13 protein-coding genes are annotated in these 12,591 nt (G+C 43.6%); 6 read left to right on the top strand and 7 right to left on the bottom strand.

The window, feature by feature from the left end; genetic code table 11:
- On the bottom strand, positions 1 to 467 hold a 467-nt coding region (locus ACI35L_RS07735; RefSeq protein WP_439802599.1), incomplete at its 3' end, for a hypothetical protein.
- A 104-nt stretch (positions 468 to 571) separates the two neighbouring features.
- On the opposite strand from ACI35L_RS07735, the gene ACI35L_RS07730 reads away from it, so the two are divergent.
- The gene (locus tag ACI35L_RS07730) at positions 572 to 769 is read left to right on the top strand and encodes a YwbE family protein (RefSeq protein ID WP_049669730.1); all 198 of its coding nucleotides are present in this window, start codon (positions 572 to 574) and stop codon (positions 767 to 769) included.
- Positions 770 to 1,151: 382 nt separating this feature from the next.
- Here the strand turns inward: ACI35L_RS07730 and ACI35L_RS07725 are convergent, their stop codons facing one another.
- Positions 1,152 to 1,895, bottom strand: coding sequence for a YqcI/YcgG family protein (locus ACI35L_RS07725; RefSeq protein WP_049669731.1), 744 nt, complete (start codon positions 1,893 to 1,895; stop codon positions 1,152 to 1,154).
- A gap of 193 nt (positions 1,896 to 2,088) precedes the next feature.
- Here ACI35L_RS07725 and galT point away from each other — a divergent pair, with 193 nt between their 5' ends.
- On the top strand, positions 2,089 to 3,591 hold the full coding sequence (gene galT / locus ACI35L_RS07720) for a UDP-glucose--hexose-1-phosphate uridylyltransferase (protein ID WP_439802598.1): 1,503 nt from the start codon (positions 2,089 to 2,091) through the stop codon (positions 3,589 to 3,591).
- Positions 3,592 to 3,607: 16 nt separating this feature from the next.
- Positions 3,608 to 4,786 carry a galactokinase gene (locus ACI35L_RS07715; protein ID WP_049669733.1) on the top strand — a complete coding sequence of 393 codons (1,179 nt, stop codon included), beginning with the start codon at positions 3,608 to 3,610 and terminating at the stop codon, positions 4,784 to 4,786.
- Between the two features lie 54 nt (positions 4,787 to 4,840).
- On the opposite strand, the gene ACI35L_RS07710 is transcribed toward ACI35L_RS07715, so the two are convergent.
- The 5 genes from ACI35L_RS07710 to ACI35L_RS07690 form a co-directional block, all read right to left on the bottom strand.
- Positions 4,841 to 6,067 (bottom strand): ROK family transcriptional regulator, encoded by a 1,227-nt coding sequence (locus ACI35L_RS07710; protein WP_049669734.1) that lies wholly within the window; start codon positions 6,065 to 6,067, stop codon positions 4,841 to 4,843.
- A gap of 80 nt (positions 6,068 to 6,147) precedes the next feature.
- Positions 6,148 to 6,654, bottom strand: coding sequence for a cupin domain-containing protein (locus tag ACI35L_RS07705; RefSeq protein WP_049669735.1), 507 nt, complete (start codon positions 6,652 to 6,654; stop codon positions 6,148 to 6,150).
- A 152-nt stretch (positions 6,655 to 6,806) separates the two neighbouring features.
- On the bottom strand, positions 6,807 to 7,787 hold the full coding sequence (locus tag ACI35L_RS07700) for an HAAS signaling domain-containing protein (RefSeq protein WP_049669736.1): 981 nt from the start codon (positions 7,785 to 7,787) through the stop codon (positions 6,807 to 6,809).
- Positions 7,774 to 8,121 (bottom strand): PadR family transcriptional regulator, encoded by a 348-nt coding sequence (locus tag ACI35L_RS07695; protein ID WP_049669737.1) that lies wholly within the window; start codon positions 8,119 to 8,121, stop codon positions 7,774 to 7,776. Before ACI35L_RS07695 ends, ACI35L_RS07700 begins: the two co-directional genes overlap by 14 nt.
- A 157-nt stretch (positions 8,122 to 8,278) precedes the next feature.
- Positions 8,279 to 9,772 (bottom strand): Na+/H+ antiporter NhaC family protein, encoded by a 1,494-nt coding sequence (locus ACI35L_RS07690; protein WP_439802597.1) that lies wholly within the window; start codon positions 9,770 to 9,772, stop codon positions 8,279 to 8,281.
- Positions 9,773 to 9,986: 214 nt separating this feature from the next.
- Between ACI35L_RS07690 and ACI35L_RS07685 the strand changes: the two genes are divergently transcribed.
- From ACI35L_RS07685 to ACI35L_RS07675, 3 genes are all read left to right on the top strand, one after another.
- Complete coding sequence (locus tag ACI35L_RS07685; protein ID WP_049669739.1) at positions 9,987 to 10,520, top strand: HD domain-containing protein; 534 nt, start codon at positions 9,987 to 9,989, stop codon at positions 10,518 to 10,520.
- Positions 10,521 to 10,700: 180 nt separating this feature from the next.
- Positions 10,701 to 11,519 carry a formate/nitrite transporter family protein gene (locus ACI35L_RS07680; RefSeq protein ID WP_439802596.1) on the top strand — a complete coding sequence of 273 codons (819 nt, stop codon included), beginning with the start codon at positions 10,701 to 10,703 and terminating at the stop codon, positions 11,517 to 11,519.
- Between the two features lie 126 nt (positions 11,520 to 11,645).
- Entirely contained in the window at positions 11,646 to 12,431 is a 786-nt protein-coding gene (locus tag ACI35L_RS07675) for a hypothetical protein (protein ID WP_049669741.1), read from the top strand.
- Positions 12,432 to 12,591 lie beyond the last annotated feature (160 nt).

Here is a 12,591-nt window from a genome sequence, read left to right as displayed (position 1 = left end):
TGCTTTGTGAAGCCCTCTTCCATCAAGTAGGATTTTGCTTCATTGTAGGATGGGAATGTACCGTCTAAATAGATGCCGGCATACACATTCCACATATCCTCCTCAAGGATGATGGTGAGGGTATGACCCTCTTCATTTCTCCATACCTCTTCGACTGCCTCTCCTTCAATGGTGATGGCTTCGTTCGGGTTGATTGATAGAAGATCAATGGATTTCTGAATCAATGTGCGCAGGTCCTCTTCTGAGTAGTCACGAATATTAACCATGCCTTTTTGGTCAACAGGGTATCCTGGAATCCCTTCTGCATACACAAAGCCATTCCCGTTCGGGTGCAGATGATAAATGACATTCTTTTTGTCAGTCTTGCTCTCTGGGAATTGGAAATTCACGCGCCCCAGTGACACGTTTTTTTGTTCAAGCTCTGGAAAGCTTGCCGCTATAGCGAGTTTTTCTTCAAACGTTAACATACTTCCTCCAAATAAGTGGATTTTTCTATTCGTCCATTATATCATTAGTTATTAAAAACCATCATGTTCAGAGTGTTAAATCATTGAAGGAGGCGGGTGAGTATATGACAAACGGACAGAATCGCAGCCAAATCAAGCCAGGGCTCGAGGTCGATATCGTCTTAAAAAAGGATCAGCGAAGCGGGACATTAACAAGAGGAATCGTGAAAGATATCTTGACGAATTCACCGACACATCCCCATGGCATCAAGGTTAGGCTGACTGATGGACAAGTGGGAAGGGTAAAGCATATCGTACAGTAAATGACCTATTTCTTGATAACAAAACAGGCGGATGTCTTTCCGCCTGTTTTGTTTGTCTCGAACTTACAAGAGATAAAAGCTTCATGCAGATTGTTTCTGGAGTTTAATAATGAAAATGACGGGATATTTAACGAAAAACTCATCCAGCTTATTTGAACTACCATTTTGAATGCGTTTCTTCAGAATTTCATGGTTTAAGGGCGAAAGCTTATCATATATGGGCGAACAGCCATCTTTAAGGGAAAAAGACAGAGGCTAAGGGCTAACCATCTTTGGTCACATGTTATCTCAGTCCGTCCAGCTGGAGAAAGGCAAAAGCCTTTCCTCTGAAATAAAAAAAGCCGCCTCCCAAAGACTAGTTCAGGAAGCCGCTTTGTATAATTCAATCCATTTCCTTATGGTGAAATGGACATTTTCCAGTTATCGGCTCACTATCATCACCGATGAAGAATTGCTTCCATTCATTATGCGCCGGGTCGCCATAATGGCTGATATCCGGGTGCTTCGGAAGCTGGTCCCATGCTTCAACGCGTTCACGCACCTTTTCACGTGACATGATTCCACCTTTTTCTGTCCCCTTTAAGCCTTCGAAGATTTTCCTGGGCTGAAAGCCAATCACGAGGCTGCTGCCGAGATCACGTGTTTTCCGCTGCTTATAGGCCGGACAATTGCCGAAAGCAAATATCGGCTCACCGCCAAAATGGAAGTCCCATAAATAGTGGTCTGGATCCTTAGGTGCCATTTGCGGCCATGGAGCAGGATCTTGTTCATGCAAGTATTGCAGAACCCTCCAGAAATAATCACGATAATAAGGGATGTCTCTCGGCTCTTTTTCGGGCTCTACAAAAAGGAAGAAGCCATGACGAACTTTTGTCGGCTGCTTGAATAAATCAAGAAAGCCTTCAAGCGCCTTCGGCAGATTGGACCAATCCTCATGAGTAATATAGGCATAACGAAGCTCGCCCTTATTCTCGGCCTTCATTCCGAAATAGCATGGGAACGTGGGGTCGGTTACGATTTTTTTAAAGGTTCTGTATTCCTCTGTGACCCATGCCGGTACTATCGAAGCATTTTCCATATCCTCTTTTTGAAGCAATTCACGATTTACCTGATTGATTAATGACATAAAACGATTCTCCTGTTCATTTAGATAGTGAATTATTCCCTAAAAAAGAAGTTTCAAACAATTTATGAATCCGCTGTATTTTGAATTGTTTATTTTATGAAAAAACAGTATAGTGAGGGTAGAAAGTTTATTAATTAATTTAATAAAGTAAAATGAAAAGGGTTTCGAGAGAATGCGATTGAGGTGAATTAATATGCCATCCATCTATCAAACAATTCAAAGTCTGCTCCAATATGGCATCGAAAATAGTCTCCTGCCAAAAGAAGATGAAATTTATACACGGAACAGGCTTATGTCTGTGTTAGACCTTTCAGAATGGGTTGAAAGTGAACCGCTCGAGGGAAGGTCTACTATTCACGAAATCCTGGATACTATTCTTGATATTGCGGAGGAAAAGGGGAGTATCTCTAATACAATGACCGAGCGAGATCTCCTAAATGCGGAGCTAATGACCTGCTTGCTGCCAAGGCCGTCTGAGGTTATTCGTCAGTTCAGAGAGAATTATGTGTCGAGTCCCGTCAAAGCAACAGACCAATTCTATCAATTCTCTATCTTGTCCAACTATATTCGTATGGACCGTATTCAAAAAAATCAACTATGGAAGACCAAGACAGAATACGGCGAACTGGACATTACGATTAATTTATCCAAGCCGGAGAAAAACCCTCGGGAAATTGCGATGCTGAAGAATGCACCTTCCTCTTCTTATCCCAAATGCCTGCTTTGTCCGGAGAATGAAGGATACAAGGGAACACTTACCCATCCGGCGAGGGGAAATCACCGCATTATTCCGCTCTCTATTAATCATGAAGACTGGTATTTACAGTACTCGCCATATGTTTACTATCCAGAGCATTGCATCGTGCTTAGGAAAGAACATATGCCCATGAAGATTTCAAGAGAAACATTTGACCGGCTGCTCGATTTCGTTGACCAATTCCCGCATTATTTCATTGGCTCGAATGCAGACCTGCCGATTGTTGGGGGATCGATCTTAAATCATGACCATTTCCAAGGGGGGCGTTATACATTTGCGATTGAAGAAGCTCCAATCACCCAAACCTTTACGCTTGCTGGTTACCCGAATGTATCGGCAGGCATTGTGAAATGGCCGATGTCAGTCATTCGCCTCCGTGGTGAAAAGGAAGAAGTAGCTAAGGTAACAGAGCGTATTTGGAAAGTGTGGCAGACCTATAGCGATGAAGGGGCCGATATTCATGCCTATAGCGGCAGCACGCCTCATAACACGGTAACACCAATTGCTAGAAGGAGAGACGGTTTATTTGAGATGGATATTGTCCTGCGGAATAATCGGACGTCACCTGAGCATCCAGATGGAATCTTCCATCCGCATCAGGAGCTGCATCATCTTAAGAAAGAGAATATCGGACTAATTGAGGTGATGGGACTTGCTGTGCTTCCTGGTCGGCTTGTAGAAGAAGTGAATAGGCTATCTCATTATTTAGTAGAGAGCACGGAAAAGGAAGAATGGCAGACTGATATGTTAAAGCATTATGACTGGTATGAGGAAATCAGGACAAGACGGGGGCAGCTGACAAGCGATACAGTTAGTGAAATCATGCAAGAGGAAATTGGAGCCCGGTTCTTAACCGTACTTGAGCACTCAGGAGTATTTAAGCAAACAGCAGAGGGTCAGCAAGCCTTCATTCGCTTTATTGACCAAATTCATAGCTGATAAAAGGGAGGAAGAGATGATGGAAAAACAACATTTACTTCAAGAATTTTATAAGAGATTCGGTCGCATTGGAGAAGGGGCTCGCGTATTCTTCACACCAGGACGCGTGAACTTGATCGGTGAATATACAGACTTTAATGGGGGGCATGTTTTCCCGGCATCTCTTTCTGTTGGAACATGGGCAGTCGCTCGCCTGCGGAAGGATGGTGTCTACCATTTCCAATCCACGAATTTTGATACTACAGCGCAGACAGCAGTTGATTCCATTGTGTACAAGAAGGAGGATGACTGGGCTAATTATCCGAAGGGAGTACTAGTAGAATTGCTCGAGCTTGCCGGAGATGAAGAAGCACGTTATACGGGTGCTGACATCATGTTCCACGGCAATATTCCAAATGGGGCTGGCCTTTCCTCATCTGCTTCTATTGAAGTGTTGACCGGACTAGCATTAAGTGAACTAGCTGGGTGTCAGGTTGATAAAGTAGAATTGGCGAAGCTGTCTCAAAGAGCTGAGAACAAGTTCGTTGGTGTCAATTGCGGCATTATGGATCAATTCGCTGTCGCTATGGGAAAAGCAGGCCATGCCATCATGCTGAAATGTGACACGCTTGAGTATCAATATGCGCCAGTAGAGCTTGATGGATATACCATCGTCATCACAAACACCAATAAACGCCGTGGTCTCGCTGATTCGAAATATAACGAGAGAAGGGCTGAATGTGAGAGTGGATTGGCTGTTTTGCAGCAATCCATGCCTGAGATCAAAACATTGGGCGATGTCAGCTACGATAATTGGCAGTTGTATAAGGATACAATCAAGGAGGAGGTTGTACAAAAACGTGTTGATCATGTTATCTGCGAGAATACCCGTGTGCTAAGAGCAGCAGAAGCATTAAAAAACCATGATGTAGCTTTGTTTGGCAAGCTGATGAAGCAGTCTCATGAATCATTGCGTGATTTGTTCGAGGTTACAGGTACGGAGCTGGATGTAATGTATGAGGAAGCATGCAAGGTAGATGGCTGTATTGGTACTAGGATGACAGGGGCCGGCTTCGGAGGATGCAATGTCAGCGTCGTCAAGAATGAAGCGGTGGCTCGATTCCAGGAGGAAGTTGCGAAGCATTATGAAGAAAGAACAGGGTTAGTACCTGAGTTCTATCTTTGCGATATCGGGGATGGTGCAAAGGAGATCTAAAAAGAAAGAATGATGCAGGAAGGTCGTTTTGGCTAATTCTGCATCATTCTTTTTTTATTTGAGACTCCGAGATTCCGAGAATAGTTCACGCAAAACCAAGGATATGGCTCCTATGACAGTTGCATAGCTTCCAAAGGAGGAAACAGTAATCACTGTTTTTTTTGCCTTCTCCGTCAGTGCGCGTTTTTGAATCGTTTCCTGGACAGTATCGAGCAGAAACTCCCGTGCATTAATGACTCCGCCGCTTAAGACAATCTTCTCGGGATTAATGATATGTATCAGGTTCGTTAATCCAATGCCAAGGTATTCTCCTGCCTCCTGTAAGACTTGCTGGGCAAGCGAATCCCCAGCCTTTGCCGCTTCAAAGACCTCCTCGCCTGTGATTTCACTGCATGAGCCGTCTCCAAGCATAACGGAAAGAGAACTCGATTCCCCTTCTTCGAGTTTGGCTCGCATTCTCTCAGCAATCGCCGGGCCTGTTGCAAAGGTTTGGAGGCATCCATTATTGCCGCAGGAGCAAGTTGGTCCATGCAGGTCAATCGCCATATGCCCAATTTCTCCGCTGATGAAATCATGGCCCAGATAAAGCTCTCCGTCTATAATTAGCCCGGCGCCTATTCCCCGCCCAACATTGATACAGGCAAGGTCTTGGGCACCTTTCTCATGACCGAACCATTGGTGACCATGGGCGATAGCACGTGCATCATTCTCAACAATCACCATTAGACCGAATTCCTTCTCAAGTATGTCTTTAATGGGTATATGATGCAGGTTGAGGTTTGGAGCGAATACGGACTCCCCTTTGGCCACATCGACGATTCCATGCATAGCCACGCCGATTCCAATTAATTTCTCTGGCTCTGGAGCGCTGATTATCATCGTACGGATGCTTTTGGTCAATAAGGAAAGGAGTGATTCCTTCTTCACAGAGGATGGCATTGCTTGAATGATGCTATGTTTAACCTCGCCTGTAAGGTTCGTTAAGATTAAATTCATTTCATGAGAGCCAATATCAACCCCGATGATGTGATGTCGTTCACTATTAAGCGTGAGTAAGGTCGGCTTACGGCCACCGCTGGACTCGCCTAGGGATTGTTCCACGATTCGTTCCTCCACTAGAAGCTCCTTTGTCAGGTTGCTGATGGTAGGAGGGGTCAGCTTTGTGAGTTTGGCGATATCTGCCCGTGAAATAGGGCCTTTCTCACGAATTAGATTTAAAACGATGGAGAGGTTGGTGGATTTCATTCTTTGAAAGCTTCCGGTAATGAATTCTTTACTCATGTGGCCTCCCGCTGTCATAAAATATAGTCAGACCTTGCTTGACAAAGTCTATCCCTATTATAAACGAATGGAACAGGAGTTTATATGCGGAAACCTGTGTTCATCCATTTTTTGAGCAATGGACCGTCTTCGCCAAAAACTGGATCAGCCTCAGGGAATGGCACCTGCTTGATTTCTTCAAGAATTGCTGGTCTTTCATCAGGTTTACCGTATTTCATGTTATAGTCCATGCCATTAGGATAGGCACCAATAACCGTAAAGCCTTCATGGGCCTCTATGCATTTATGACCTGTCCCAGCAGGAAGAACAAGGACATCGCCGCATTCAACGTCAATCATCTGTCCCTCAGCACCGCCAAGCATTAATCGGGCATGTCCTTTCGCCACTCCGAGTACTTCGTGGGTATTGCTGTGATAATGGTGTTCTTGAAGGACGCCGTTTGTCCAGCTGTTTGACCACTGATGCCGGCGGAAAATGTCCTCTATCATACCTGGTTCCAATGCCTTTTTATAGACAGCTGCAGGAAGCTCAGGATTATTTGGTATGAATCCATCATCTTGAAAGAATAGGTATTGAATGTCTGTCATCGTTTTTCCTCCTTTTTATGCGCTTTTTCCCGCTTGCTGGAGCTATTAAACAAAGACAAAAAGACCTGTGCTGAACGGGCTTTTGGCACTGGTCTCCTTATTCGTGATTCCATTCTAAATAGCGGTAATCATGCTAAATACTCTTAAAGCTTCTATCGTTTGGCTTTCCGAAAGCCGTCATAGACATTAAAGGCTGCGCCCATGAAGAAAAGGGTCATGGCTAGATTGATCGTCCAAGTGCGTACCTCTTCATTGAAGGATTGACCTAGATAGGCAATGAGTTGAGCATCGAATAAATGAGGCTGATTGGCGATTAGAATGAAGACAACTGTGGTGATGATTTGAAGGACCGTATTAAATGCGGCTAGCTTTATTGTCCATTTCCCGCTCATCCATTTGAAAAGGGAGAGGACAATCTCCAGGGCGATGAGAGCGATGATGGCCGGCCAGTACATTTGAAGCACCTCTTGATTAAAGATCGGTGTAATAAATTCCAGGCCATTTGTGCCGCTGTGATAGATTCCAACTAATTGGTCCGCATAATAATAAACGGTTGCCCAAACAGCTGTCCAAAACAATCCGCCGAATACTTCGACATTGGAAATCTTTCGTTCCTTTGTCCGGTCCAATACTTCCTTTAAATCATCAGGAGTCCATTTCTTATATATAAATGGCTGTCCGCCTTTTGAAGAATCTATTCTTTCGACAACAGCAAAGCTTACTGTTGTCCAGAAGAACACATGCATGGCCGTCTCAATCACTGAGCCTGCTGCACCTATGATTATAGCTGACAAGAGACTTAAGAAAGACTCCTCGCCTGTAAAACCGTTAACTAGCTGAGCAAGGTAAGCAATCAGCGCTATGGCTGACCCGATGGACAAACCGATTTTTAAAAGGGCCATATAGCTTTCAAAATAACGAGGGCCGATTAAATACTGCGGCCAATCACGATATTCTCTTGCTAATTTGGCCGGGTCTCCCATCTGTGTGAGCACGTCCTTTACATCTGGTTCCGTATAATCCTCAGGCAGCATATCCTCAATGGTTGAACGGAGTTCCAGTGCAATATCCTCCCGATTTCTCTCAGGCAGCCGGCGAATGACTTCTTGTATATACGTCTCAATCAGATTCATTTTTTCCCCCTCCATTTAACATGTCATACAATCGTTTAGAATGGATAAGCCATTCCTCTTTCAATTGCTCATACAACTCACTGCCTTCTTTGCTGAGTGCATAATACTTGCGCGGCCTGCTTTCCGATGTGTCCCAATAGCTTGTTACCAGCTTCTGCTTTTCGAGTCTCCTTAGTAAAGGATATAAGGTGCTCTGTTCAATCGTGATTCCGGCTAGTTCCAATGAACGGACAAGGGAATAGCCGTATTGAGGTTCTTGAAGCTGATTGAGAACAGCCAATGTTAATGTCCCTCTCCTTAATTCTGTCATTAATGAGTTCAACAACGTATTCATCTGTGCACCCCCTATGATACATACTATGCATGATACAGTATTATGTTTCTTTAAATATAACTGTTTTGAGGGTTAAATGTACATAATTTTCAGATAAATAATGATGTAAAAAATACCTTCGCAAAAAGCTCATTCGATGAACCTTTGCGAAGGTATCTTAAACGGTTTGTTTTGCTTCTTTTCTTCGATAGATGACGGTAATGCCAGTCAGCATAAGAAGGATAAATAAATAGGAAATCCATGAAATTCCTGTTAGGCCATAGAAGAGGAAAGCTCCAGCCGTAATCGAAGCAGCTGTGAGCGCATAAGGAATTTGCGTCAGTACATGGTTCATATGATTGCACCCGGCTGCTGATGCGGCAACAGTCGTCGTATCAGAAATAGGCGAGCAATGATCTCCAAAGAGTGACCCGGAGAGAACGGCAGCAAATAATGGGGTGATATCCACTCCTGTGACAAGGCCAATCTGAGCGGAAATTGGAAGCATGATTGCAAATGTTCCCCAGCTTGTTCCAGTGGAGAATGCCATGATTCCTGTCAGGATAAATAAGAGAAACGGCAGCCATGAGCTGGACAGGCTTGTTTGCTCAATAATGCCGCCTAAGTATTCCCCGGTCTTCAATAACCCGGTTAATTCGGACTGCATCCAGGCAAACAAGAGAATCCAGACCGCAGGCAAGGTTGTCTTCATCCCATTGATGAGAGCCTGGGGAACAAATTTCACCTGTTTTGTACGGATTGTGAAAACAAAGGTTACAAGGCAGGCCGCCAGAGCGCCCATAAGCAAGGAATAGCTGACCTCGCCATTCGCGAACCAATCAACGATGCTTTTCGTGTCACTATTTCGATAGCCAGTCCATATTAATAAACCAATAGAGCTGATCATTAATACGATGATTGGGATGAACAATGACCAAATAGAGCCTTTACGATGTGAATCATTTGAATCGTATGGCTTTACATGTGATTCAGCCTTTCGCATTTTCCAGAAACGGAGATCAAAATAGGCAACAAGGAAGACAAGGGCAATAGTGGTTAATGCATAGAAATTCAGGAATCCTACCTCAACAAATGTCACAATCGGATTTGCATCCATATCATGCATCACAAAGATGGCTGCGAAAATCGATGTAATATAAGCTCCCCAGCTTGAGATGGGTGTCAGAACACAGAGGGGATCTGAGGTGGAATGAATCATATAGGCCAGTTTTTCGCGCGATATGCCGAAACGGTCAAATAATGGCCGAGAGACTTGTCCATTCGTAAACATATTGAATACGTCATCCGGAAACATGGTCATTCCGAAAAGAGCCGTTCCCATTGTTACCTGTCTTTTGGAATGAAGCTTTTTGGAAGCGAACTCCCCGAATGCCCTTCCTCCGCCTAATAGATGAATCATGCCGGTCATGACTCCGAGCAAAAGAAGGAATCCAAGAACATTTAGATTTCCGGTTGCGACTTCGCCATCCTCGTAGAAAAGATGGAGAATCGTTTTTCCAATCCGCTTGATTGTATCGCCGAAGTGAAAGTTTTCGAAGATAAGGGATGAAAGAATAATTCCAACGCCGAGTGATGGAATGACCCTCCTTGTCAAAAGGACAAGCATAATGATGACAAGAGGTGGTATTAGTACTATAGCTGTTCCAGTCATATGTATACCTCCTTACAAAATTAATATTATATCAACATAATTTAACGGAAATAAAGAGAGTTTCATATTAATAAAATATTAAATTTATTTATATACAGGGAATTATTCACATTTCGACGTTTTTATTTTAAATTTACACCTCATGCGTGCTATAATGCACATTAATATAAATGAGCGCACATAAATATTCGGTTTTTTGAAGGAGGAGAGAGAAATGAGGGATGTCACTTTACTAGATATTTTTGAACATCGAATTGCACAAAAGTACTTGAATCGTTCTGGATTAGCTCATGCGATCGCGGTAGCTTATCATGCTTTTAACCTGGCGAAGGAGCAGGGGGAGGATGTTGATGCGGCCGCTAAGGCGGGCTTACTTCACGATATGGGGCATTTCACCTGGTACCGGAACGGGAAGTGGGATTATGATCTCTATCGCAAAAACGATATTCATGCGATAAAAGGGGCTGAGAGGGCGCATAAATTATTAATCAGACTTGGAGAGAATCCAGTGAAGGCGAAGACTGTATCGCTAGCGATCCTATTCCATACGGACTCTTTTCTTCCCACAAATGATATCGTACGCACCCCCCTTCAGCAAATTGTTAAATGGGCTGATGAGATGGATGAGGAAGAAGGCGGATTGCACCACTACCGCAAAGTTGACTATGAAAAGGCAAGAAAAAGCATCATTAAGCTTGATAAGATGATTGATGCAGCTCAAGGATTTGAGAATAAGAAATCAGTATAATGAATGAGGAGAGAACCGTGTCATGGGGTTCTCTCTTTTTTGTGTTTAATAGGATAATATTTCACAAAATAGTCCTTTTTGACTGTATTGGAATATAGTTATAATTAAATGGGGGTTAGAGGGATAAGGTTAACCAAATAGTGGTAAAGAGGAACGATACTAGATTTGGGAGGAAGAAGCATGGCATATAAGAGTCCGCAGGATATTGCTGCATATGCGGTTGAAGCCGGTGTAAAGAAGACGAACTTGAATTTAAAAAGCATGCTGCTATTAGGATTTTTAGGCGGAGCATACATATCAGCGGGGTATTTATTATCTGTCCGTGTGACGGCAAGTTTACCGTCGGATTGGGGGACCTTTGGTTCGTTTTTAGGAGCGGCTGTTTTCCCTTTGGGGCTTATCTTAATCTTGATTGCTGGCGGTGAGCTACTGACCGGCAATATGATGGCGGTGCCAATGGCCTGTCTCTCAGGAAGGGTACGCTGGTCAAGGCTTGTTCATAACTGGTTTTGGATAACGCTCAGTAACTTTGCCGGAGCCCTTTTCGTTGCTTATTTCTTCGGGCATTTGGCGGAATTAACATCAAGCGGAGCATTCCTTGAGAAGGTTGTTGATACGGCTGGCCATAAGCTTGAGGCCGATTTCTGGCCGGCATTAATCTCGGCTGTTGGATGTAACTGGCTTGTCGGGCTTGCTGTCTGGCTATCCTATGGGGCTGAAGATATTGGAGGGAAGATTGCTGCTATTTGGTTCCCTATCATGGCTTTTGTCGCTATCGGTTTTCAGCACGTTGTCGCAAATATGTTCATCATACCAGCTGCAATCTTTGAAGGATATTTTTCTTGGGGCGAGTATTTCGGCAACTTTATCCCAGTATTCCTTGGCAATGCCATAGGGGGAGCAGTCCTAGTAGCGGCTGTTTACTGGCAATCCTACGAAGGGCATTTGCCATCCGGTACAGATCTCAGAAAAGAGGAGTCGAAGGAGATAGAAGAGTAAATGATGGGGGATGCGCTTCATGCAGCATCCTCCCTTTAATATCCAGCATATAGGTTTACGAATATTTAGGCCAAGGAGTACGATAGGGAAATAAGGAAAAATCATACATAAAAGGAGCATTGAGGGATGAATCAGAAACAATCCTCTATTCCAAGCCCGTATAAGAGCTTGCGGAAGTTATTTGAAGAGAATATTCATGTCAACCATATTTCTGAGGAATTGGTCAGCTTTGAAGCAGGCAGCAAGATGGATGATATTCTGAATTATATGGAGCAGACCGGCTTTGATGTCGTTGGTATAAAGGATAATGGCAGGGTAATTGGCTATTTAGAGAGAGGGAGCAGCGCGATGATTCGTTTTCAGCCCTCTGATCTTGTTTCGGAATCTACACCATTAATTCATCTGCTCTATTTATTTGAGCATATTGACCGAATCTTTATTCTTGAGAGAAATGAGGTTACTAGGCTTGTTACGTTGGCAGACCTGCAGAAGCCGCCGGTTCGGATGCTTTTATTTGGTATCATTTCTTTAATGGAGATGCATCTTCTCTATGTTGTCAAACAAGTTTATAGGGATCTGTCCTGGAAGGAGAAAGTGAGTACGGAGCGGCTGAGAAGCGCTGAGCATTTATATGAAATGAGAAAGGAACGAAATGAAGAGATAACGCTTCTTGACTGTCTGCAGCTCAGTGACAAGAAAACCTTAATTGTGAAGAAAAAGGAGCTGCTTTTAAATCTCGGTTTTACATCACGGGCAGCTGCAGAGCGTTTTTTCAATAAGCTTGAGCTGCTTCGAAATAATCTTGCCCATTCACAGGAGCTGACAGGCGGGAGTTCCTTCAGAGAAATCATTCAGACCGTAAAGGAATGTGAAAGGGTTCTAGCGGCATGTGAGCAAATGCATTCAGAATGAGAATCATCTGGATGCTTTTTTATGATCGACGGGAAAATTTAAATTGTAGTTGACAGATAGGAATAATATATTTTATACTCTGATTAATCAGAAAATTGAATGACTGGCCGATCGGACCACCGAAGGCATAATCCTTTATTTGTAGAGGGTTATGCCTTTT

Source organism: Pradoshia sp. (genome assembly GCF_051873915.1).
In the GTDB taxonomy this organism is placed as follows: Bacteria; Bacillota; Bacilli; order Bacillales; family Pradoshiaceae; genus Pradoshia.
Note: the sequence above shows the minus strand (reverse complement) of the source record. Positions and strands in the feature narration are given on the sequence as shown.